Raw genomic sequence first — 23,041 nt, 5'->3', positions numbered from 1 at the left:
CGCGAGCAAGCATGATGCTGGTTGCAGTGATGCAGCGGCAACGAGCGTTGCCGGCTGCGATCCGACGGATCCCACGCCGGCCCGGAGGGGCCGGCCGCCATCGGTAGGAGGACTCGCCAGTGCAGATGGAGCACCACTTCACCGTTCCGGTGCCGGTCGACGTGGCTTGGGAAGCGTTGCTCGACCCCGAACGGGTCGCCCCGTGCATGCCCGGGGCGACGCTCAGCAGCGTCGAGGGCAGCGACTTCTCCGGGTCGGTGAAGGTCAAGCTCGGCCCGGTCACGCTGCTGTACAAGGGCAACGGCACCTTCTCCGAGGTCGACGAGTCGGCGCGGCGGGTCGTCCTGGACGCCAGCGGCAAGGACTCGCGGGGCAACGGCACCGCTGCCGCCACGGTCACGGCCACCCTGTCCGAGGACGGCGGTACGACGGCCGTGCGGGTGGACACCGACCTGAAGATCACCGGCAAGCCGGCGCAGCTGGGCCGGGGCCTCATCTCCGAGGTCGGCGGCAAGCTCATCAACCAGTTCGCCGACTGCCTGTCCGAGCGGCTCGCCGGTGCGGACGCGGCCGAGGGGACCGCGCAGGGCGCGGCCGCCGAACCGGCCGCGCAGGGCTCCGCGGAGTCCGGGAGCGGCGGGCAGACCGCCGAGACCCGCTCCGCCTCGACCGAGACGGCGGGCAGCGCCGCTCCCGCCGCCGGTGCGGCGGCCACCGGTGCGACCGCGGCCGCGGCCGGGGCGAGCGCCAACGGCGACCGCCCGGCACCGGAGACCGCGACCTCCGAGCGGGGCGAGCGGTCGAACTGGCGGGTGACGGCGCCGGGCTCGGCGGGCTCGGCGACCGCGAACGGCACCCCGCGGCACGCCGCCCCGGAACCGGAGGCGATCGACCTGCTGGACACCGCGGGCACGCCGATGCTCAAGCGGATCGCGCCCGTCCTCGCCGGGGCGGCCGCGGTGTTCGTGCTGCTGCGCCTGCTGCGGCGCCGCCGCAACAAGTGAGGCCGTTGCCGGAGCCCGCGGCTGCGGTCGCCCTCCCGCGGTGAGCGGTACCGCGGGAGGGCGAGCGCTCACCGCGCCTCGGCGAGCGCGTTGACCCGCTGCAACCGGTCCAGCCACCGGCGCTGCACCTCGGCCGGCGGTGTCGCCGCGGCCACCTGCGCCGGGTCCGGTTCCGGCGCGCGCCGCGGCACCGGCAGGCCGCCGCCCTGCGGCAGCAGCGGTTCCGCCACGACGTCGCCGTCGAGCAGGGCCACGGTGCCGAGGCCGCAGGCGAACGGGAGTTCCGGCAGGGCCCCGGCCAGCGCGAGCTGCGCGGCCAGGCCGACGCTGCTCTCCACGGCCGAGGAGACCACGCAGGGCAGCCCGCTCGCCTCGGCGACGCGCAGCGCGGTGCGCACCCCGCCGAGGGGAGCGGCTTTGATGACCGCGACGTCGGCGGCCTCGGCGACGGCCACGCGCAGCGGGTCCTCGGCGCGGCGGATCGATTCGTCCGCGGCGATGCGCACGTCCACCCGCCGGCGCACCGCGGCGAGTTCGTCGATGCCCCCGCAGGGCTGCTCGACGTACTCGAGCCCACCGGCGGCGCGGTCGAGCTCGGTGATGCGCCGCACCGCGGTGTCGGTGTCCCACGCGGCGTTGGCGTCCACGCGGATCGCTCCGGACGGGCCGAGCGCGCTGCGCACGGCTTCCACCCGCGCCAGGTCCTCGTGCGGCGCCGCGGAGGCGTCGGCGACCTTGACCTTCGCCGTGGTGCAGCCGGAAGCGGCGACGATGCGCGCGGCCGCGTCCGGGTCGACCACCGGCACGGTGCAGTTGACCGGGACGCGGTCGCGGACGGGGGCGGGCCAGTCGCCCGCGCAGGATTCGAGGGCGGTGCGCAACCAGGGCACCGACGGGGCGTCCGCGTAGTCCTCGAACGGGCAGAACTCCCCCCAGCCGTTCGGGCCGTGCAGCAGGACCCCGTAGCGGATCGTGACGCCCCGGAAGGGGTTGCGCATCGGCAGCCCGAACACCCGCACCGCGTCCAGTTCGGCCAAACCGGTCACGCCGTTCTGCGCCCTCATGCTCATCCCTTCGTCGGTGTGCTCCTCAGCAGCGGGGCCGCCTGCGCCCGCCCGTCGCCAGCGGGCCGCACACCGGTGCTCGCCCAGGAGCTGTTCAGCCGGGTTCACCCCGCAGCTTGCGGTAGGCGACCCAGGCGACGTTCGCCGCCGCGATCAGCGCGAACAGCACGAGAACCCAACCGAGCCAGGGCGCGTCGGGGACCAGCGTGAACGCCGCCACGGCGGCGGCGACCCACAGGACGAAGCCCAGCCCGGCCAGCCACAACCGCAGCGTCAGCGCGCTGCGTCCCGAGGGGGCTCCGGTGAGGCGGGCCAGCACGTCATGATAGCCGGGCAGACCTTCGGCGTACCGGTTCCGGCGTGACTTGCGTTCCATACCTCACGGTTACCCGTCCCGGGCCGATGGGCAACGCCGCAGCCGCACCGCGGCGCTGCGGCGCGGCCGCCGGTGCGCGCGGGGTCCGCGGTGGAACGCGGTTCGGTGGAGCACCGGAACGGCGGGGAGCCGGAGCAGCGGGAGAGCCGGAACGGGCGGTCCGGGTCAGGCGACGCTCGGACGCCCGAGGTCGAACACGTCGACCTCGAAGCGCGCCCACTCCTGCCGCAGCCGGGTCACCCCGTTGTCCAGGATGAAGTTCAGCTCGCCGAGGGTGACCGGCAGCAGCGTGAACACCTGCAGCTGCTCCGCGCCGTGCTCGTCGGTGAACCGCGTGAACTCCGGGGGGAACATGGGGTGGCCGCTGGCCAGCACGCCGTGGAACTCCGTGTTCGGCAGCAGCGGCTGCTCGTTCGGCACGATCTGGTCCGGCACCAGGTGGGTCCCGTTCTGCACCAGCAGCTCCGCGGTGATGTCGACCAGGTGCCGGGCGGCCTCGGCCTGCTCCTTGTACACGCTGCACGCGAGCTCCTGCGCGGGCTCGGCACCGATCGGCTGGAAGCGGAGCCCGCTGCTGATGACGGTGCTCAGGTGGTACCGGTCCAGGTGGAAGAACACGAGGCCGTACCCCCGGTCCCCGCCGTGGACGTTCGGTGGTTCAGCCCCGGTCGGCGTACCCGCGTGGTGCTCCAGGTTCTCCGCGAGCCCTTTGAACCGGTGCGCGCCGCCCAGCGCGGCGCGTTCCTGTTCCGTGGTCAATCCGATCTCCCGTTGGCGGACTCTTCGGCTCGCCGATCACCGTAGCCGCTCGCCCGGCCGCGTTGGACCGGTTCGGCGGCACCGGTGCTCCTCGTCGTGAAACATCTTCGCCGATGTCACGCGCGCGAATCCACGGAGGGGCCCTGCAGGTCGTCGGCGTCCATGATCCGGTAGGCGTAGCCCTGCTCGGCGAGGAACCGCTGCCGGTGCGCGGCGTAGTCGGTGTCCAGCGTGTCACGCGCGACCACGGAGTAGAAGTGCGCCTGCCGCTGCTCCGCCTTCGGGCGCATCAACCGCCCCAGCCGCTGCGCCTCCTCCTGGCGGGAGCCGAAAGTACCGGAGACCTGCACGGCCACGGAGGCCTCGGGGAGGTCGATGGAGAAGTTCGCGACCTTGGAGACCACGAGCCGGTTGACCTCGCCGCGGCGGAACGCGTCGAACAGCGCCTCGCGCTCCTTGTTCTTCGTGGAGCCCTCCACCACCGGCGCGTCCAGCGCCTTGCCGAGCTCGTGCAGCTGCTCCAGGTACGCCCCGATGATCAGCGTCGGCTCGTCGGGGTGCTGGTCCAAGATGGACTGCACGACGCCGGCCTTGGTGCGCGCGGTGGAGCACATGCGGTAGCGCTCGTCGGCATCGGCCGTGGCGTACTCGAGGCGCTCGTCGTCGGTCAGCGTCACCCGCACCTCGGTGCACTCGGCGGGGGCGATCCAGCCCTGCGCCTCGATCTCCTTCCACGGCGCGTCGAAGCGCTTCGGGCCGATCAGCGAGAACACGTCGCCCTCGCGGCCGTCCTCGCGGACGAGCGTGGCCGTCAGCCCGAGGCGCCGCCGCGACTGCAGGTCCGCGGTCATGCGGAACACCGGCGCGGGCAGCAGGTGCACCTCGTCGTAGATGACCAGCCCCCAGTCGCGGGTGTCGAACAGCTCCAGGTGCTTGTACTCGCCCTTGCTGCGGCGCGTGATCACCTGGTACGTGGCGATCGTGACGGGGCGGATCTCGCGCTTCTCCCCGGAGTACTCGCCGATCTCCTCCTCGGTCAGCGAGGTGCGCTCGACCAGCTCGCGCTTCCACTGGCGGCCGGCGACCGTGTTCGTCACGAGGATGAGCGTGGTGGCCCGCGCCCGCGCCATCGCCGCAGCGCCCACCAGCGTCTTGCCCGCGCCGCACGGCAGGACCACCACGCCGGAGCCGCCGGCCCAGAACGACTGCACCGCCTGCTGCTGGTAGTCGCGCAGCTGCCAACCGCTCTCGTGCAGGTCGATCGGGTGGTGCTCGCCGTCGACGTAGCCGGCCAGGTCCTCGGCCGGCCAGCCGGTCTTGAGCAGCGCCTGCTTGAGCCGGCCCCGCTCGCTCGGGTGCACGATCACCGTGTCCTGGTCGAGGCGCTGCCCCAACATCGGGGCGATCTTCTTGCTGCGCAGCACCTCCTCCAGCACCGCGCGGTCCAGGGCGGTGAGGATCAACCCGTGCACCGGGTCGTTGGACAGCTGCAGCCGCCCGTAGCGGCCCATCGTGTCGATGATGTCGACCAGCAGCGGCTGCGGGACCGGGTACCGCGAGTACGACACCAGCGCGTCCACGACCTGCTCCGAGTCGTGGCCGGCCGCCCGGGCGTTCCACAGGGCCAGCGGGGTGATCCGGTAGGTGTGCACGTGCTCCGGGGCGCGTTCCAGCTCGGCGAACGGCGCGATCGCGGTCCGCGCGTCGTCGGCCAGCTCGTGGCCGACCTCGAGCAGGACCGATTTGTCGGACTGGACGATCAGGGGTCCGTCGGTCAACGGTTCGCTCCAGACGTGATCAGCGAAAGCGGTTCGCGCCCCCGCGGCGCGCAGGTCCGGGGCCCAGTATTCCACCGCGCGCCACCCCGCGAGGGCGGGGAAGCGCCCGTCCCGGGGCCGCGGCGGAGCGCCGGCCCGACCAGCCCTCCGGTTCCGCCCGATCCACCTCCGCCCGCGCGGGAGGATGAGCTAGGTTTCGCACAGCGAGACGGAAGGAGGGGGCAGTGACCTATCCGCCGCACCCGGGGGCGCCGGGTTCCCCGCAGGGATGGAACCAACCCCCGGGATGGGGGCAGTACCCGCAGCCGGGGCAGGGGCCGCAGACGACCGGGCCGTACGGGGCGGGCGACGGGCAGGACTTCTGGCGCCAGGTCGCCGCGGGCGGTCCGCAGCGCAAACCGCCCCGCAAGCGGCGCCTCGGGTGGATCCTCGGCATCGCCGGCGGTGCCGCGGTCGTCGTGCTGGCAGCCGTGCTCGGCACGCTCTGGGCGCTGAGCTCGGGCGGCGTCGAGGCGGGGGACTGCGTCTCGCTGGAGGGCGAGTACGGAGGTGCGGTGAGCGAGGCCGACTGCGGCTCGCCCGAATCCGACTACGAGGTGCTCCGCGTGCTCGACGGGCGCGATCCGCGGGGCTGCTCGGGCAGCTTCTACAACGTCCACGAGGAGACCACCTACTGCATGTCCCTGGACGTCGTGGTGGGCGACTGCCTGAGCGCCTACCGCGAGGAGCAGGGCTTCCTGCCGGTCTCGCGGGAGTGCGGCGAGCCGGGCGCGCAGCAGGTCACCAAGGTCGCCAACCGGAGCGACGCGGACAACGTGTGCGGGGAGCAGGAGGGGCGGTACTGGTTCTCCAACCCGCCGCGGACCGTGTGCTTCGGCCCGGTGCAGGACCAGTGAGCCGCGGATCGGCCGGGTCGTGGCCGGGCCGGGAGGACCCCGGCCAGCGCCGCCGGGTGGCCGCGGGGCGTGACGAATGTGATCTGGCTGCGCCCCTCGGTAGTGTGGTGTTCTCACGAATGACCACGTGCGGTCGCGAACGAGGGAGGGGCGCAGTCGATGAGCGGTGAGCACCGCACCGTGCGCGACATCACCAGGGGGCTGATGCGGCAGCTCGGGCTGACGACGGTGTTCGGCAACCCGGGCACGACCGAGGTGCCGTTCCTGACGGAATGGCCCGACGACTTCCGCTACGTCCTCGGCCTGCAGGAATCCGCCGTCGTGGCCATGGCCGACGGCTACGCGCAGGCGCGGCGGGAGCCGGTGCTGGTGAACCTGCACTCGGCCGGTGGCGTCGGTCACTCCCTCGGCGCGGTGTTCACGGCCTCCTGCAACCGCACCCCGATGATCATCACGGCCGGGCAGCAGACGCGCACGCTCATGTTCGACGAGCCGTTCCTCGGCGCGCGCGACGCGGCCCAGTTCCCCAAGCCGTACGTCAAGTGGAGCTACGAGCCGGCGCGGGCGGCCGACGTCCCGGCGGCGCTGGTGCGCGCGCACCAGATGGCCACGACCCCGCCGTACGGCCCGGTGTTCCTGTCCGTCCCGGCCGACGACTGGGACGAACCCGGCGCGGAGGTCGAGGCGCGGCCGCGCACGCCCGGCTTCGCCCCCGACCCGGAGGTCGTGGCGGAGCTGGCCACGCGCCTGCGCGAGTGCAGCCGCCCCGCCTTCGTCGTCGGCCCCGAGGTGGACGCCGACGGCGTGGTGGACGACATGGTGCGGCTGGCGGAGAAGACGCGGGCAGCGGTGTGGGCCGCTCCGATGTCGCCGCGCTGCTCGTTCCCGGAGGACCACGACCTCTTCGCCGGGTTCCTGCAGCCCGAGCAGCGCCTGCTGACCGAGTCGCTGCGCGCGTACGACCTCGTCGTCGTGTGGGGCGCCCCCGCGTTCACCTTCCACGTCTACCGGGGCGAGGCGGAGCACGAGCTGCCCGAGACGTTCGTGGTGCACGACGATCCGGACGTCCTCGCCCGCGCCCGGCGGGGGCAGGGCGTGCTCGGTGCGATGCACCACGCGGTGCGGCAGGTGGAGCAGCGCGTGGAGCCGCTGAGCCGCGCGCAGCCGGACGGGTACGTGCGCCCGCGCCAGCCCGCCGCCACCTCCCCGCTGACCGCGGCCTACGTGTTCGACGCGATCCAGCGGAACCTGCCGGACGGCGCGGCGATCGTGGAGGAGACGCCGAGCCACCGCAACGACCTGCACGAGTACCTGCCGATCCGCTCCACCGACGGCGGTTTCTTCACCGGGTTCTCCGGGGCGCTGGGCTACGGCATCGGTGCCGCGGTGGGCGTCGGCATGGCCGATTCCCGGCGGCGCACCGTCGCGGTGCTCGGTGACGGGGCGACCATGTACGGCCTCCAGGCACTGTGGACGGCGGTGGCGGAGCAGGCCCCGGTGACGTTCGTGGTGCTGGACAACTCGCGCTACGCCGCGGTGGCTGTTCTCGGCGAGGCCGGTGGAGGGGAGAAGCTGCCGGGCGTGGACCTCGGCGGCATCGACTTCGGCGCGCTGGCGGGCAGCATGGGCTGCCCGTCGCGGGTGGTGCGCGAGCCGGAGGACCTGGACACCGCGCTGTCCGAGGAGATGAGCTCGCGGGTGGGGCCGTCGTTGCTGCACGTGCCCGTGGACCAGGGCCAGCGCCACCTCTACTGAGGGGGCTTGTCGGGAGCGTTCTGCGTAGCGGATCCCGTAGCGGAACCTCAGCGCTTCCCTGGACTGCGGGTGCCCCTCCTCATGTAGCCACCTACCCCCAGCTGCCCCCGACCGCCCTCCCAGCTGCCCCCGACCACCCGCCCCGAACAGCGGACGGGGGCAGCACCTTCAGGGACCGTCCTCGCATGAGCCGCACAGGAGAACCTGCGTCTGGGCCGGTTGCGCAGGGGGTGTTCGACGCTGCCGTTCCGAAGACGCGTGGGCGGAATGGCGTTCGTCCGGCACGCCGCTGCGGAACCCCTGCGCGAGAAGACCCCGGCGAACTCCTCCTCAGACGTGGGTGCTGAGGGCGTCCTTGGCTTGCAGCATCCGGGCGACCTCGCCGCGCAGGCGCACGAAGTCCGCGGACTCCCGGGTGGCGATCTGGTCGCGCTCGGCGCCGAGGTCCACCGGCAGGTCGGCCACGACGGTCGCCGGTGCCTGGGAGAGGACGAACACCCGGTCGGAGAGGTAGACGGCCTCGTCGATGTCGTGCGTCACGAGCAGCACGGTGCTGTCGAACTGCTTGCGCGTGCGCAGCAGCAGGTCCTCGAGCTCGAACCGCGTCTGCGCGTCGACCGAGGCGAAGGGCTCGTCCATGAGCAGCAGGGCGGGCCGGCAGGCCAGTGCCCGCGCGATGGACACGCGCTGCTGCATGCCGCCGGAGAGCTGCCACGGGTACTTCTTCCCGGAGCCGCCGAGCCCGACCCAGTCGAGCACCTCCCCGGCGCGCTCGCGGCGCTGCGCCTTGGACATGCCGCGCGCCCGCAGCGGGAATTCCACGTTGGACTGCACGGAGAGCCAGGGGAACAGCGACCGGCTGTAGTCCTGGAACACGACCGCCAGGTCGGTCGGCACGCCGTCGACGGCTTCGCCGCGCAGCCGCACGTCGCCGTGGCTGGGCCGCAGCAGTCCGGACACCGTGCGCAGCAGGGTCGATTTGCCGCAGCCGGACGGGCCGACGATGCAGGCGAGCTCCCCGGGATGCACGTCGAACGTGAGCTCGTCGATGGCCAGGTGCCCGTTCGCGCCGCCGTAGCGGTGGCCGAGCTGGGAGACCTCCAGCATGCGCTCGTCACTCATCGGCTCAAGCCAGCTTTCCTCGTCGGTGTCGGTCTACTACGCGGTTTTCCAGTTGAGGGCGCGCCGTTCCACGGCCAGCAGGGCGGTGTTGAGCACGTACCCGAGCACGCCGAGCAGGACGATGCCGGCCCACATGCCGGGGAAGTCGTAGGCCTGCTGGCGGAACATCAGCTGGTAGCCGATTCCGCTGGTGGATCCGACGAGTTCGGAGATCACCATGAGCACCAGGGCCAGCGACATGCTCACGCGCAGTCCGGCGAAGATCTTCGGCGCCGCCGCGGGCAGCACGATCCCGAAGATCCACTGCCCGCGCGGGATGCGGAACGACCGCGCCGTGTCCACCTTGGTCTGATCGATGGACTGCACGCCGTCGACAGTGTTGAGCAGGATCGGCCACACGATGCCGAAGACGATGACGGTGGTCTGCATCGTCACCCCGAGCCCGAGCAGCACGATGAACACGGGCACCAGCACCGGAGGCGGCACGGCCCGGATGAACGCCATCAGCGGTCCGGCGTAGTCCATGGCCGTGCGCGAGCGCCCGAGCAGCGTGCCCGCGCCGATGCCGATGACCGCGGCGCTGACCCAGCCGAGCGCGATCCGCCCGAGGCTGCCGAGGACGTCGCCGATCGCCGTGTCGGTGAGGAACAGCGCGGAGGCGGGACCGCTCAGCCACTGCTCGCGCGCGGCGGTGAGGATCGCCGTCGGCGGCGGGAAGAACGCGCTGCCGGCCAGCCGTGCGACCACTTCCCACACGACGACGAAGCCGAGGAAGACCAGCCAGCCGTGCAGGTAGCGGGAGGCGGTCGACATCTCCTCCGGCGAGGCGGGGGCGCGGCGGGGGCGGGCCGGTGCTGCGGAGCTCTCCCGCACGCCCGTGCTGGTGCGTTCGCTCATCAGGCACCCTCCGGTTCGGTCGTGCTCCACCGCAGTCCGCGTTTGTGCAGCTGTTCCAGCGCAGCGTTGCTGGCGAAGCCGATGAACCCGGCCACGAGCGTCCCGGCCAGGACGAGGTCCATCCGCCCGGCTCCGGTGCTGGCGTCGAGCACGAACGTGCCGAGCCCGCTGCTGCCGCCGGTGAGGAACTCGGTGCTGACCACGACGATCAGCGCCACGGCAGCGGAGGTGCGGATCCCGGTCAGCACGAACGGCGCCGCGTTCGGCAGGGCGACCCGGGTGAGGATCTGGCCGCGGTTGAGCCCGAAGGACCGCGCCGTGTCCAGGTAGAGCGGTTCGATCTCGGACAGCGCGTAGATCGTGTTGAACAGGATCGGCCAGATCGCCGCGTACACCGCCAGCGTGATCTTGGTCTCCGGTCCGGCCCCGATGAGCACCATGGCCAGCGGGATCAGCGCCACGGACGGGATCGGCCGGAGGAACTCGACGAGCGCGCGCGTCGCCATGCGCACCCGCGGCAGGCTGCCCAGCAGCAGGCCGAGGACGACGGCGAGGACGGCGGACAGGCCGAGCGCGATCAGCCAGTTGAGGATGGTCGCGATGACGTCCAGCAGGAACGACCGGTCGCCGAGCAGTGCGAACAGCTGGCTGAACACTGTGGACGGCGGTGGCAGGTACTCCCGGGGGAAGGAGCCGGACCGGCTGACGACCTCCCAGGCGATCAGGAAGACGAGCAGTCCGGCGCCCCCGCGCAGCGTTTTGCGCATTCTCAGTTCTTCGGCTGGTCGACGATCAGCTTGGACACGTCGAGGTCCTTGTTCAGGTACCCGAACTGGCGCATGAGGCGCGGCACGCGCGCGATGCGCCGCGCGTCGGCGCGCGACTCGTAGTCCAGCAGCTCGATGATCTTCGCGGTCTCCGGCTCGATCTTGGCGTACTTCGGCAGCAGCGGTTCGACGTTGGAGCGGTCCTGGGCCTCCATCGTGGACCGCAGCATCGCGCGCTGGAAGGCCTTCACCGTGCGCGGGTTCTCCTCGACGAACTGCGCGGTGGCCGCGTAGCAGCCCATCGGGAAGTTCTCCAGCGGGCCGGTGGCCACGTCGAGGACCTGCTGGGCGTTGGCGTCGCGCGCGGCGAGCGTGACGAACGGCTCGGTGAGGATGCCCGCGTCGATCTGGTTCTGCGCCAGTGCGCTGGGCATGTTGGCGAATCCGAGCGGCGCCCACTCCACGCCGGAGAAATCGACGTTGTGCGCCGCGAGCGCGGCCTTGGTGAGCAGTTCGGAAATCGTCCCCGGTCCGCTGATCGCGATGCGCGTTCCGGCCAGATCCTGCGGGGATTCGATTCCCGCATCGGGCGAGGCCATGATCTGAGTTGCTTGCGGGGACAACGAGGCGCAGTCGGAGACGATCCGCAGATCGGCCGCGCCTTGGGCCTGCGCCTTGAAAACCGGCATGTAGCTGGAGAACGAAATGTCGTAGTCCCCGCCGATCGTGCTGTTGAGCGCGGCCGAGCCGTCGGAGGCGTTGATGATCTCGACGTCGGTGAGGCCCTCGGCGTCGAAGTGGCCGCGTTCCTTGGCCAGGTGCAGCGGGGCGACTTCGGTGGTGGGCAGCGCACCGAGCTTGAGGTTCGCCTTCTCCACCTTCTCGTTGCTGGTGGAGGCACCTTCCGAGCCGCCGAGCAGGCCGCAGCCGGTGGTTCCCAGCAGTGCGGAGGCTGTCACCGCTGTCCCCGCGAGTCTGAACAGGTTGCGTCGCGGGATGGCGCTGCTCTGGCCGGAGCGCATGTGTGGTCCTCCTCGAGGGCAAGGTGTCCGTGGCTGCTTGCCGACTGCTGCCGTGCGTGCGCACGGCGTACGTGTCGTGACCGGTGCATCCGGAGGGGCGGCAGCGCGGCAACGCCCGTCCAGTATGCCCACTACGGACAGTCATGAGGACGAGGCGTCCTGCGGTTAACCCCGATTCACCTGCGGTTTCCTCGGGCGGCACGCGCGCGTGCGCCGCGCGGACAGAGGTGGCGGGATGCAGCGTTCCTACCCTAGGTGGTGCAATCTTCAACGACAAGGCGTGGCGAGGTCAGCGTCACATCACGAATGCGGAGCGAGATCAACGCGCCCGCCCGGGTGACAAAGTTCAAGCTAGGGCGCTGACTTGTGACTCCTAGTTAAGTATAGTCTCCTCCGTCGAGGTGATCCGCCTTGTTTTTCGGGGGAACCGCGAAGTGTGCGCGAGGAGCGTGATGGCACGCCTGGTGGGACGGGCAATCGGAACGCCCCGGCGTACTGGTAGGACTGACGGAGACGGTCCGACCGTCAGTGCTCCGGCCACTGCTGGCGGCGATGTGGCCGCCATGTCGGAAATGACCGACTGCTCCGTATGGATCGGGCGTTCGCGCACCCGCCGAGCCCGCGCCGTGCACGCGAACACCACCTCGGCACGGACAGGAACATGGCCGTGACGAGGCCGCACATGTCCGCCCCAGCGCAGGAAACAGGGATGCTCAACAACGACCCCGATGCCGCAGCTCGCCCGATGCCGGAGGCCTCGGGCATGGACGACCGCGGTGGCCGCTGGCGGCTCCGCAACTGGCGCCTGCGGTGGAAGATGGCGGCGGTGCTGCTCGTCCCCACGATCGCCGCCCTCGGGGTGGGCGGTGTGCGCGTCTACGACGGCATCGCGACGACGCAGCGCCTCAGCGCGCTCACCTCGGAGGTCGAGCTCGCGCAGCGCTCCGCCGACCTCGCGCACGAACTGCAGCGTGAGCGGGATCTCGCCGTGATCCGCACGACCTCCGACGCGCCCGCGGCCTCCCAGGACTACAACGCGCAGGCGCAGCGCGTCGATCAGGCCGCGCGGCAGCTCGAGGCCGTCGGAGGGTCCGCGGACGAGTTCTCCCCCGGGGTGCGCAACGCCTACGACAGCGCCTCCCACCGCGTCGACAGCCTCGGTGCGCTGCGCAGCACCGTCAACGGCGGCTTCACCACCCCGCAGACGGTCAACGCCTACAACTCGGTGCTCTCCAGCGTGCTCGGCGTCGGCAGCACGGTCGCCCGCACCGCCACCGACACCGAGGTCAACGACGTCGCGCGCGCCGCGGAGGCGCTCGGCCGCGCGAAGGAACAGCTCGGCCAGCAGCGGTCGATGCTGCTCGGCGCCAGCATGCGCGGTGTCTTCCGCGCGGGCGAGGCCGACTCCATCCGCCAGGCCAAGGCGCAGTACGAGGCGGCGCTGCGCGAGTTCACCGGCGCCGCCACGGCCCGTCAGCTCGGGCGCTACAACGCCACCGTCGCCGGTGAACCGGTGGACCGCAGCGAGCAGATGGAGCAGAACGCCCTCATCTCCGCCGCCCCGGGCGATGCGGTCACCATCGACGCGGGCGAGTGGTCCTCGCAGTCCAGCGCCCGCACCGACCTGGTGCGCCAGGTCGAGGAGCGGACGCTGACCCAGTTCCACGACCAGGCCCAGGAGCTGACCAGCTCGGTGCGCTGGGCGGCCATCCGCGACGCCGTCGCCGTGGTGCTGCTGCTCGCGGTCGCCTTCGGCGTGGCCGCCTACATCGCGCGGTCGATGCTGCAGCCGCTGCGCACCCTGCGCTACGGCGCGCTGGGGATCGCCCAGGAGCAGCTGCCGGAGGCGATCACCCGCGTCAACGAGAGCCCGGCCGGGTCCCAGAACGTGTCCGTGCCGCCGGTCCCGGTGCACTCGCACGAGGAGATCGGCCAGGTCGCCCGCGCGTTCGACGCGGTGCACCAGCAGGCGCTGCGGCTGGCCTCGGAGCAGGCGCTGCTGCGCGCCAACATCAACGACCTGTTCGTCAACCTCGCCCGGCGCAGCCAGACGCTGGTCCAGCGCCAGCTGTCCCTCATCGAGCAGTTGGAGCAGGACGAGCAGGACCCGGACCAGCTGGCCAGCCTGTTCGAGCTGGACCACCTGGCGACCCGGATGCGGCGGAACAACGAGAACCTGCTCATCCTCGGCGGCACCGACCTCACCCGCCGCATGGTCCGCCCGGTCCCGTTCAACGAGGTCCTCGGCGCTGGCGTCTCCGAGGTCGAGCAGTACGCCCGCATCGCCGTGGCCGACGCGCCCGACCTGGCGCTGCAGGGCCGCATGGTCAACGACTTCGTGCACCTGGCCGCCGAGCTGTTCGAGAACGCCACGGTGTACTCGAACCCGGACACCGAGGTGACGGTGCGCACCGCCTACCGGCGCCAGCAGCTGGTCGTGGAGATCCGCGACCGCGGTGTCGGCATCGACCCGGACGACCTGGAGGAGATCAACGAGCGGCTGCAGCGGCCGCCGGAGATCGACGTGGCGGCCTCCCGCCGGATGGGCCTGTACGTGGTCGGCCAGCTGGCGCAGCGCAACGACATCCGGGTGTTCCTGTCCAACAACGAGGACCTGGAGGGCGGCGCCACCGCCACCGTCCAGGTGCCGGGGGAGTACATCTACCAGCTCACCTCCGAGGGTCCGAAGCCGATGCCGGACATGCCGCGGCCGGACCAGCGCGACTCGGTCACCGAGACCGGGTCGCACCTGGGGCTGGCCGCCGCGTTCGCGCAGGGCGGTCCGGCGCAGAACAACGGCGCGGACCCGGACGGCACCGCGGCCGTCGAGGCGCGGGAGCTGCCGCCGCTGTCGCCCGCGCCGACGAAGGAGCAGTCCTCCGACGCCGAAGCGGCCGAGTTCGCGGAGGGGACCTCGGCGGCCGAGAGCCCGGAGCCGCCCACCGACTACTCGGTGCACTACACGGCGGACGCCCCGATCGGTGCCACCGACGTGCCCTCCTGGGAGGCCGACTGGCCCGCCGCCGAACCCGACGGGGCCGGCGGTGCGGCCGGGAGCGCGGGCACCCCGGCCGAAGCGCCGCTGTGGCCGAGCGAGGACCTGCCGGAGGGCATCGGCGGCACCTGCGGGGTGCCGGAGGACGCGTCCAACGAGCTGTTCAACAACCCGTTCGAGGCGGACAAGACCACGCTGATGGAGCGCGTCCCGGCCGAGGACGTCCCCGAACCGGACGGGGCGCCCGCGGACGGACCGCAGACCGCGGAGTCGGCGGCCGTCGAGGCCGAGCCCGCGGAGCCGGGCCCCGCCGAACCGGGGGCAGCGGCCGCGCCGGAACTCCCGCGGCGCGCGGGCCACCCGATGGCCGGCGGGACCACCGAGCGGACCGGTCCCGCTGCGGATCCCGACGCGCAGGGCGCGTCCTGGGACGACACGCCCACGCAGCGGCTTCCGATCTACGAGGCCGTGCTGTCCCAGTGGTTCCGGGAGTCCGATGTGGATGAGCCGATGCTGTCCGCCGCGCAGGGCGGAAGTCCCGACGGCGCGAGCGGGGACGCCTCGACCGCGAACGGCGCTTTCCCCGGCGGCGTGAACGGTGCTGCCGCACCGCAGGCCGGTGAGCAGCTCGGCGCCTACCCGAGCGCGCCCTCGCCGGGCGCCGTGCCGGAGACCTCCGCGCCGGCCCCGGAGCTCCCGGACAGGACCGCGTCGTCCCCGGAGACCTCCGCGCCGTTCCCGGACGGCGCCGGGCGGGCACCGGAGCCCCCGGAGGAGAACGCCCCGGCGTTCGAGGTCGCGGACCAGGGGCCGGCCGAACACCAGCCGGCGACCGAACACCAGCCGGCGACCGGGCACGAACCGGCGACCGGGCACGAACCGACGACCGACGCACCCGGCGACCGCGGTGACGACCCGGGTTGGGGTCATGCGGATGCCGGATGGAAGGCCGCCGAGGCGCTGCTGGAAAATCAGCAGCCGCAGCAAACCACCGCCGCGGGCCTGCCGAAGCGAGTGCCCAAGTCGAACCTCGTACCCGGTTCGGCCGAGTCTCGTTCGCAGTCCGGGGCGCGGCCCGCAGCATCGACGCCGCGCTCGGCCGATGCCGTACGCGGCCGGATGTCCAACTTCCAGCAGGGCATCCGGCGGGGTCGGCACGCGAGGCCCGAGTCGGCGTCGGACGAATCGCCTAGCCGTCACGAGGAGCAGGAGTGAACGGGTCCGTGCAGCAACCGATGAGCAGCAACAGCTTCAGTTGGCTGATCACCGACTTCGTGCGGCGTGTCCCCGGGGTCGCGCACTCGGTGGTGGTCTCCGCGGACGGCCTGCTACTCGCAGGCTCGCAGGGGCTGCCGCGGGACCGCGCGGAGCAGCTGTCCGCCGTGGCCTCCGGCCTGGTCAGCCTCACGCAGGGCGCCGCGCGCTGCTTCGAGGCCGGGGAGGTCACGCAGACCGTCGTGGAGATGGAGCAGGGCTACCTGTTCCTCATGTCCATCAGCGACGGCTCGTGCCTGGCCGTGCTGGCCGCGCCGAACGCGGACATCGGGCTGATCGCCTACGAGATGACACTGCTGGTGGAACGGGTCGGGCGGCAGCTGACGCCGGAACTGCGGGCGCAGCTGCAGGGCTCGGTGCGCCAGTGACGCCGGCCGGCGACGCGCGGAAGGGAGTTCGTCGTGAGCAGCGGTTCCGAACCCGGCTGGGATGGTGACCTGTTCCGCCTGTACCACAAGCGGCTCGGAGCGGACTCGTGGCAGGACGACTTCGCCGACGCGGCGGAAGCCGGTGGTTCAGAATCCGATGTGGACGCCTACGGCCGGGCGCTGTTCGGCGGCCCGGGCGCCGACCTGTTCGGCTCCGGCTCCGGCGCGGACGACGGCGCGACGGCCGCCCCCGGCCTGGACGAGGGCTTCGGGCAGGGCCCGCCGTCGGTGTCGATGCCCTCGGTGTCCCAGTCGATGATGCCGCTCGGGCAGTCGGGATCGGGCGGGCCGCCGGAGGTGTCCCAGCCCGGCACCGGTTCGGGATCGCTGCCCCCGGTCAACGAGTTCCAGCCCTCGCCGGACGAGCTGGAGGACGGTGGTGGTTCCCTCGTGCGCCCCTACGCGCGCACGCGGGGACGCACGCGCACCGAGTACGAGCTCGCGATCGAGACGCTGGTGACCACCAGTGAGAGCGGGCGTGCGCAGAACACGCCGGTCAAACCCGAGCATCGGACGATCTCCGAGCTGTGCGTGCAGGCCAGGTCCGTGGCCGAGGTCTCGGCGCACTTGCGGCTCCCGCTGGGCGTCGTGCGGGTGTTGATCGGCGACATGGCCGGTCTCGGCCTGGTCCTGATTCACGACGGTGGCATGGTCGTCGGCGATCGGCCGTCCCTGGATTTCTTGGAAAGGGTGCTCAGTGGGCTTCGCAGGCTCTGATCCCCGGTCGGCGCCGCAGCAGTCCGGCGCGGCGCAGACCGGATCGCCCGACACGCAGAAGACGTCCACGAAGATCGTGGTCGCCGGTGGGTTCGGGGTCGGGAAGACGACGTTCGTCGGCTCGGTCTCCGAGATCGTCCCGCTGACGACGGAGGCGGTCATGACCGAGGCCAGCCTCGGCGTCGACGACCTCACCGCCACACCGGGCAAGTCCACGACCACGGTGGCGATGGACTTCGGCCGCGTGTCCCTGGACGCCGACCTGATCCTCTACCTGTTCGGCACCCCCGGGCAGCACCGGTTCTGGTTCATGTGGGACGACCTGGTGCGCGGTGCGATCGGGGCGGTGGTGCTCGTGGACACGCGGCGGCTGGCCGACGCGTTCGCCTCGATCGACTTCTTCGAGGACCGCGGTCTGCCCTACGTCGTCGCGGTGAACACGTTCAACGGCGAGCTGCACCACAGCGTGGAGGACGTGCGCGAGGCGCTGACCATCAGCGCTGACGTGCCGATGGTCACCTGCGACGCCCGGCACCGGGAGTCGACCAAGCAGACGCTGATCACGCTGGTGCAGCACGCCATGCGGCGCCACATGGCCGCGGCGCAGTGAGGTGCTGATCGGTGGGTTGCGCTGCGTGCGGGGTCCCTCAGCAGCTGCGGGAACACCTGCGCGGCGGGGTGCGCGCTGGACGACCGGAGTCGAGCGCGGCCGCGCTCCGGGGGATTGCCGAGCTGGCGCGGCGGGTATCCCGGTTGACGAGCGAAGCCGAGCCGGGAGAGGGCAAGCATGAGTGACAACGTGTACCGCGTGACCGAAGTGGTCGGCACGTCGGCGGATAGCGTCGAGGACGCCGTCCGCAAGGGAGTGCGGCGCGCTTCGCAGACCCTGCGCAACGTCGACTGGTTCGAGGTGTCCTCCGTTCGCGGGCACGTCGAGAACGGCGAGGTGGCGCACTTCCAGGTCGGGCTCAAGATCGGCTTCCGGCTGGAGGAGTGAAGCGCTCCGGGCTCCTCGACGCCCAGCACGAGAACGCGCACCGCGCGGGAGAACGGGGCCCCGCCGCGGCCGCCACGGGCTCAATCCTCGACGAGGGCGACCGACGTGATCCGGTGCAGGGGGAACCTCCCCTCCTCCCGGCGGTCGGTGTCCACGCCTTCCAGCACGCCGCTGCCCACGCGCACCGGCAGCACGACGCGCTGGCTGCGCACGCCGTGCGTGTCCACGAAGCCGAGCCACACGCTGCGCCGCTGCTCGGCGGCGCTGCGCAGCAGCTGCAGCGTCGCCTCGGCGCTGGGGCGGCCCCGCTCCGGCACCACCGTGCTCCCGCGGCGCACGGTGCCCGCGTGGTCGCCGGAGCGCAGCTGGCCCACCACGTGCGCCAGCTGCTCCTCGCCGGGCGTGCTGCTGCTCGTCGGCTGCTCCCGCTTCGGTTGGGCGCGCACCCGGTCGCCGCGCTCGGCCAGGTCCAGCACGCCGCCGTCCGGTCCCTCGGCGACGGGGGCGAAACCGGCGGTGCGGAGTCCTTCGAGGACCTCGGTCAGCGGCAGCGGGCTGATGAGCACGGTCGGTGCGATCTGCCGCAGCTGCAGCTCCTGCACGTTCGGGTTCGCCAGCACCTGCGTGATCAGCACCGAGTCGTCGCAGCGCAGGAAGGCCGTCGCGGTGCCGGCGCGGAGTTTGCCGTGCCGCCGGGCGACGTCGTCGACGAGGTAGGTCAGCGTCTGCGGCACCGGGGTGCGGGAGCGGTCGCGGAACAGCGCGTGCAGCTCGTCGGCGGTGCGACCGGCGTCGAGCGCGCGGCGCACGCTGGACTCGCTGACCCGGTACATGGTCGCGCTGCCCGCCGACTCCACGTCGGCGACGAGCCGCATCTCCTGGGCCAGCTCCGGTTCCAGCGGTCCCGGTGCGAGCACGCTCAGGTCGGCCTGCACGAGCACGTGGTCGAGCGGCTCCGGCAGCGAACGCGCCAGCGCCCGCGCCGCCTCGTCGACGTCGCCCTCCAGCAGGGTCCGCCCGTGCGTGGTCAGCGCGCCGTGCGCCGCGATCCCCAGCGCGGTCGCCTCGCCCAGCGCCCAGTGCACCGCCTCGTCGCGCACCTTGCCGCCGCGCCGCGGCGCCCGCCAGGCCAGTACGGCGGCCGCGTCCGCAGCCCGCACGCCGTAGCCGCCGGGCAGCTCGTCCAGGTAGGCCAGGGTGCGGAGCCGTTCGCGGCGGGCCCCGGGGTGGCGCAGCCCTTCGGACAGCGGGCCGAGCGTGCGCTCCCGCTCGTCGCGGGTGCCGACGAGCCCGGGCAGCCGCGGCAGGTCCAGCCAGGCCTGCGCGAGCGCGCTCCAGCGCTGCTCCGGCGGCGCCATCGACCACGTGTCGAACTGGGTGGTGGGCACCCAGCGGGGCTCCTCGTCGTCGGTGGCGGCCAGCAGGTTGGCGGCCAGGACGAGCTCGAGCAGCAGCGCCACCCGGGACTCGTCGACGTCCAGGGACTTGGCGGTGCGCCGCGCGTCGCGCATGCCCAGCCCGCCGGAGCGCAGCACGTCCGGCGGGTCCTCGCCGAACCCGCGCAGCAGCGCCTCGGCGTGCCGGAGCAGCTCGAGCGCCTCGTTCGCGGCGGTGGTGTCGACCGAGGCGTTGCCCGGTTCGGTGAGCTCGGGAACGGGCTCCTCCGGCTGCACCTCGCCCATGGGGTGGTCCCCGCGGAGCGCGAGCCCCACCTGGCGGGGCAGCTCGACCGCGCTGCGGTCGGCGCGCAGCAGCAGGCCCTTGGCGCGCAGCCGCGGGACGGGCGAGGCCGCCCCGGTCGAGGGCTCCTCCTCGGCCTGCTGGGTGCTGCCCACCGGGGATCCGCGGGTGAGGGCTTCGACGAGGCGGCGCTCCTCATCGTCGAGCTCGGCCACTGCGGCCTCGGCGCCGTCGACGGTGAGCTCCTCGGCGGGACGTCCGAGTCCGCCCGGGTGGGCGGTGACGACCTCGCGCGCGGTGGGCACGACCGCCAGCTCCTCGTCCGGGCCCCAGGCGATCGCCAGGGCGCGCAGCTCGTCGACGCCGCGCCGCGCGCGCTGCGGGGTGACCTCGGCGCCGAGCCAGGCCGCCGGCACCTCCAGGTCCACCGGGTCGGTGTCGGCCTCGCTGAGCACGAGCGCTTCGAGCACCGCGAGCGCGAACGCGTCGAGGCCCTCGCACGCCCGCGCGACGGAGGAGCGCACGGCGGCGCGCGTGGCGAGCACCGAGCTGTCCGCCGGCGGCGGTGTGGCGAGGTCGGGGCGCGCGCGCAGCAGCGCGATCAGCTGTTCGTCGCTGCGTTCGCGCAGCCATTCCGCGAGCGAGGCCATCACGACCACGATACCCAGCGCGGCCGCCGCACCTGCGCGCGTTCGCCTCCGCTGGCCGGGTGGTCCGCGGCGGCCGACCGCGCTGCGCCGGCCTTCCGCCGCTGCCGCGGGGCCGCCGGCGGTGGTGAGTTCGCGCACGGCGCGTGGCGCGCGGCGGCCGCGACCTCCCCCGACCGCGTGTCGAGGCCGTCACCCTCGGCTGTGGGGGTGCGGTGCGTTCGGGCAAACTGGAACCGAGCAGCAACCGAGCCCCAGGAGGAACCGTGGCCAAGTCCAAGCCCGAGCGCATCGACCCGAGCTGGCCCGACGTCGGCGAGGACGAGCACGCGGTCAGCGAGTTCACGGCCGACAAGGCCGGCGCGCTGTCCCCGTTCGGTGACGTTTCGTTGCCGATGGAGGACATTCCGTATGTGCATCCCGTCACACGCATCAACAAATAACCCACACCGGGATGGAACGCGGCGGAGAAAGTTTTAGGCTTTTTCTCCTGGGTGAAGTTTTGACCGCTGAGCGAGCCGCAGGGGCTTGCGACCCGGATCGGCGGTCCGCGCCGGCGCCAGCCGGGAACGGCACCCGCCGAGTCCACAGCATTACTGCCTGACAGGGGTGTACCCATGCCGGTTCCAGGTCCGGGTTATTCCATCACCGTCCGGGTCGAGGCCCCGCCCTCGACCTCCGCGGCCGGCGATCTGACCAGCGCCGTCGGCCGCGCCGGTGGTGTGATCACCGCGTTCGACGTGGTGGAGTCCCACGCGGACCGCATCGTCGTCGACATCACGTGCAACGCGCTCTCCGCCGAGCACGCCAACGACCTCACCGAAGTCCTCAACGGACTGGACGGGGTCCGGGTGCGCAAGATCTCGGACCGGACGTTCCTCGTGCACCTCGGCGGCAAGATCGAGGTCTCGCCCCGGGTCGCGCTGGCCAACCGCGACGACCTCTCCCGCGCCTACACCCCCGGCGTTGCGCGGGTGTGCACCGCGATCGCGGAAACGCCGCAGGACGCGCGGCGGCTGACCGTCAAGCGCAACTCGGTGGCCGTGGTCACCGACGGCTCCGCCGTGCTGGGGCTGGGCAACATCGGCCCGGAGGCCGCGCTGCCCGTCATGGAGGGCAAGGCGGCGCTGTTCAAGAAGTTCTCCGGGGTGAACGCCTGGCCCGTGTGCCTGGACACGCAGGACACGGACGAGCTCGTGCGCGCCGTCGAGCTCATCGCCCCCGTCTACGGCGGCATCAACCTGGAGGACATCGCCGCGCCGCGCTGCTTCGAGATCGAGGAGCGGCTGCGCGAGAAGCTCGACATCCCGGTGTTCCACGACGACCAGCACGGCACCGCGATCGTCGTGCTCGGCGCGCTGCGCAACGCGCTGCGCGTGGTGGACAAGGACATCGCCGACTGCCGCGTCGTGGTCTGCGGCGTGGGCGCGGCCGGTTCGGCCATCATCCGCCTGCTGCAGCACAAGACCCCCGCCGACATCACCGCCGTGGACGTCGACGGGATCGTCCACACAGGACGCGGTGATCACGACCCGAACCTGCGGCGGATCGCCGAGACGACCAACCGCGACGGCCGCACCGGCGAGCTCTCCGACGCGGTCCGGGGGGCGGACGTGTTCATCGGCGTCTCCGCGCCGAACCTGCTCTCCGCCGCGGATCTGTCCACGATGAACAGCGACTCCGTGGTGTTCGCGCTGGCCAACCCCGACCCGGAGATCGACCCGCTGGAAGCGCAGAAGCACGCGCGGGTGGTGGCCACCGGGCGCAGCGACTACCCGAACCAGATCAACAACGTGCTCGCCTTCCCCGGCGTGTTCCGCGGCCTGCTCGACGCGCACGCGCACAAGATCACCGACGAGATGATGATCGCGGCCTCCAACGCGGTCGCCGACGTCGTCGACAGCGAGCGGGTCAACGCCTCGTTCATCGTGCCCAGCGTGTTCGACTCCACGGTGTCGCCGGCGGTGGCCGAGGCGGTCAAGCGCACCGCGATCGCCGAGAAGGCGGTGGACCCGGAACCGACCGGGGGGTCCTCGCTGCCCTGGTCCATGGCCGAGGACTTCGAGTACTAGGGAGCGGTGCGCGGGGCGGGAAGCCCGGGACCGTTGAGGGGCGTCCGCGGCGGGACCGGGTGCGACCCGGGGCGAGTGCTGCTCGGGGAGTCGGCAGCTGTTGCGGCGGCGTTGCCACCGGGCCCTGCCGCCTGGTCCGCCCGGCAGCGGGGCAGGCCAGGCCGGCAGCGCCGGGTCCGGCCGGGCTGGCCTGCCGCAGGTTCAGCGCGGGGCGGCGCCGCGGCTAGGCTTGCCGCATGGCGCAGCACACGCAGGACGACCTGACCCACCTCGACCGCACCGGCGCGGCCCGCATGGTCGACGTCTCCGCCAAGGACGCGAGCGCCCGCACCGCCGTGGCCACCGGAGTGGTCCGCACGACCGCGGAGGTCGTGGACCTGTTGCAGCGCGACGGGCTGCCCAAGGGCGATGCGCTCGCCACCGCCCGCATCGCCGGCATCATGGCCGCCAAGCGCACCCCGGATCTCGTGCCGCTGGCGCACCCCATCGCGCTGTCCGGGGTGCACGTGCTGCTCGCCCCCGGCGAGCAGCAGGTGTCCATCACCGCCACGGTGCGCACGACAGACCGCACCGGGGTGGAGATGGAAGCGCTCACCGCGGTGACGGGCGCGGGGCTGGCGCTGCACGACATGATCAAGGCCGTGGACCCCGCCGCCGTGCTCGACGCGGTCCGCGTGGAGCGCAAGGAGGGCGGCAAGACCGGCCTGTGGGAGCGCGCGGCCGAGTAAGGGCTCCGCTGGGGCTGCGCGCCCTCGGATCGGTCGTTGGGGCGGGTGGTCGGGAGGAACCT

General features: G+C 72.6%; 20 protein-coding genes. 11 read left to right on the top strand and 9 right to left on the bottom strand.

The features are described 5' to 3' along the window. Positions 1 to 119 precede the first annotated feature (119 nt). Complete coding sequence (locus ACYVJE_RS02640; RefSeq protein WP_461143079.1) at positions 120 to 1,004, top strand: SRPBCC family protein; 885 nt, start codon at positions 120 to 122, stop codon at positions 1,002 to 1,004. A 68-nt stretch (positions 1,005 to 1,072) separates the two neighbouring features. On the opposite strand, the gene ACYVJE_RS02635 is transcribed toward ACYVJE_RS02640, so the two are convergent. The 4 genes from ACYVJE_RS02635 to ACYVJE_RS02620 all read right to left on the bottom strand — a co-directional run bounded on the left by ACYVJE_RS02635 (position 1,073) and on the right by ACYVJE_RS02620 (position 4,981). Further along, positions 1,073 to 2,068, bottom strand: a complete 996-nt coding sequence (locus tag ACYVJE_RS02635) for an o-succinylbenzoate synthase (RefSeq protein WP_459158126.1) — start codon at positions 2,066 to 2,068, stop codon at positions 1,073 to 1,075. 94 nt (positions 2,069 to 2,162) lie between these two features. Further along, positions 2,163 to 2,444: a hypothetical protein gene (locus ACYVJE_RS02630; protein ID WP_459158127.1), complete on the bottom strand. Its 282-nt coding sequence runs from the start codon at positions 2,442 to 2,444 to the stop codon at positions 2,163 to 2,165. A 165-nt stretch (positions 2,445 to 2,609) separates the two neighbouring features. Continuing rightward, positions 2,610 to 3,203 (bottom strand): suppressor of fused domain protein, encoded by a 594-nt coding sequence (locus ACYVJE_RS02625; protein WP_459158128.1) that lies wholly within the window; start codon positions 3,201 to 3,203, stop codon positions 2,610 to 2,612. Positions 3,204 to 3,319: 116 nt separating this feature from the next. Continuing rightward, on the bottom strand, positions 3,320 to 4,981 hold the full coding sequence (locus tag ACYVJE_RS02620; RefSeq protein WP_461143078.1) for a DNA repair helicase XPB: 1,662 nt from the start codon (positions 4,979 to 4,981) through the stop codon (positions 3,320 to 3,322). A gap of 224 nt (positions 4,982 to 5,205) precedes the next feature. Between ACYVJE_RS02620 and ACYVJE_RS02615 the strand changes: the two genes are divergently transcribed. Together ACYVJE_RS02615 and mdlC are read left to right on the top strand one after the other, a co-directional pair. Continuing rightward, positions 5,206 to 5,877: an LppU/SCO3897 family protein gene (locus ACYVJE_RS02615; protein WP_461143077.1), complete on the top strand. Its 672-nt coding sequence runs from the start codon at positions 5,206 to 5,208 to the stop codon at positions 5,875 to 5,877. A 159-nt stretch (positions 5,878 to 6,036) separates the two neighbouring features. Next, complete coding sequence (mdlC, locus tag ACYVJE_RS02610; RefSeq protein WP_459158130.1) at positions 6,037 to 7,632, top strand: benzoylformate decarboxylase; 1,596 nt, start codon at positions 6,037 to 6,039, stop codon at positions 7,630 to 7,632. A gap of 330 nt (positions 7,633 to 7,962) precedes the next feature. Here mdlC and ACYVJE_RS02605 read toward each other — a convergent pair whose 3' ends face one another. The 4 genes from ACYVJE_RS02605 to ACYVJE_RS02590 form a co-directional block, all read right to left on the bottom strand. Next, positions 7,963 to 8,754 (bottom strand): ABC transporter ATP-binding protein, encoded by a 792-nt coding sequence (locus ACYVJE_RS02605; RefSeq protein ID WP_459158131.1) that lies wholly within the window; start codon positions 8,752 to 8,754, stop codon positions 7,963 to 7,965. A gap of 36 nt (positions 8,755 to 8,790) precedes the next feature. Beyond that, a complete protein-coding gene (locus ACYVJE_RS02600; protein WP_461143160.1) occupies positions 8,791 to 9,567 on the bottom strand; it encodes an ABC transporter permease in 777 nt (258 codons plus the stop codon). 83 nt (positions 9,568 to 9,650) lie between these two features. After that, a complete protein-coding gene (locus ACYVJE_RS02595; RefSeq protein WP_459158132.1) occupies positions 9,651 to 10,418 on the bottom strand; it encodes an ABC transporter permease in 768 nt (255 codons plus the stop codon). Positions 10,419 to 10,420: 2 nt separating this feature from the next. Then, entirely contained in the window at positions 10,421 to 11,377 is a 957-nt protein-coding gene (locus ACYVJE_RS02590) for an ABC transporter substrate-binding protein (protein WP_461143076.1), read from the bottom strand. A 745-nt stretch (positions 11,378 to 12,122) separates the two neighbouring features. Here ACYVJE_RS02590 and ACYVJE_RS02585 point away from each other — a divergent pair. From ACYVJE_RS02585 to ACYVJE_RS02565, 5 genes are all read left to right on the top strand, one after another. Then, complete coding sequence (locus ACYVJE_RS02585) at positions 12,123 to 15,650, top strand: sensor histidine kinase (RefSeq protein ID WP_461143075.1); 3,528 nt, start codon at positions 12,123 to 12,125, stop codon at positions 15,648 to 15,650. Between the two features lie 20 nt (positions 15,651 to 15,670). Next, positions 15,671 to 16,078: a roadblock/LC7 domain-containing protein gene (locus tag ACYVJE_RS02580; RefSeq protein ID WP_459159892.1), complete on the top strand. Its 408-nt coding sequence runs from the start codon at positions 15,671 to 15,673 to the stop codon at positions 16,076 to 16,078. Positions 16,079 to 16,111: 33 nt separating this feature from the next. Continuing rightward, positions 16,112 to 16,855, top strand: a complete 744-nt coding sequence (locus ACYVJE_RS02575) for a DUF742 domain-containing protein (RefSeq protein ID WP_459158135.1) — start codon at positions 16,112 to 16,114, stop codon at positions 16,853 to 16,855. Then, complete coding sequence (locus ACYVJE_RS02570; RefSeq protein ID WP_461143074.1) at positions 16,836 to 17,465, top strand: GTP-binding protein; 630 nt, start codon at positions 16,836 to 16,838, stop codon at positions 17,463 to 17,465. The genes ACYVJE_RS02575 and ACYVJE_RS02570 overlap by 20 nt, the downstream gene beginning before the upstream one ends. 177 nt (positions 17,466 to 17,642) lie before the next feature. Beyond that, positions 17,643 to 17,852, top strand: a complete 210-nt coding sequence (locus ACYVJE_RS02565) for a dodecin (protein WP_459158137.1) — start codon at positions 17,643 to 17,645, stop codon at positions 17,850 to 17,852. A gap of 80 nt (positions 17,853 to 17,932) precedes the next feature. On the opposite strand, the gene ACYVJE_RS02560 is transcribed toward ACYVJE_RS02565, so the two are convergent. Then, the gene (locus ACYVJE_RS02560) at positions 17,933 to 20,182 is read right to left on the bottom strand and encodes a helicase-associated domain-containing protein (RefSeq protein ID WP_461143073.1); all 2,250 of its coding nucleotides are present in this window, start codon (positions 20,180 to 20,182) and stop codon (positions 17,933 to 17,935) included. A 263-nt stretch (positions 20,183 to 20,445) separates the two neighbouring features. On the opposite strand from ACYVJE_RS02560, the gene ACYVJE_RS02555 reads away from it, so the two are divergent. The 3 genes from ACYVJE_RS02555 to moaC all read left to right on the top strand — a co-directional run bounded on the left by ACYVJE_RS02555 (position 20,446) and on the right by moaC (position 22,979). Further along, positions 20,446 to 20,622 carry a hypothetical protein gene (locus tag ACYVJE_RS02555; protein WP_459158139.1) on the top strand — a complete coding sequence of 59 codons (177 nt, stop codon included), beginning with the start codon at positions 20,446 to 20,448 and terminating at the stop codon, positions 20,620 to 20,622. A gap of 174 nt (positions 20,623 to 20,796) precedes the next feature. Then, a complete protein-coding gene (locus tag ACYVJE_RS02550) occupies positions 20,797 to 22,251 on the top strand; it encodes a malic enzyme-like NAD(P)-binding protein (protein ID WP_461143072.1) in 1,455 nt (484 codons plus the stop codon). A 236-nt stretch (positions 22,252 to 22,487) separates the two neighbouring features. After that, on the top strand, positions 22,488 to 22,979 hold the full coding sequence (moaC, locus tag ACYVJE_RS02545) for a cyclic pyranopterin monophosphate synthase MoaC (protein ID WP_461143071.1): 492 nt from the start codon (positions 22,488 to 22,490) through the stop codon (positions 22,977 to 22,979). Positions 22,980 to 23,041: the final 62 nt, after the last annotated feature.

It is taken from the genome of Salinifilum aidingensis, assembly GCF_054782015.1.
This window is presented reverse-complemented; position numbering and strand designations above follow the sequence as displayed.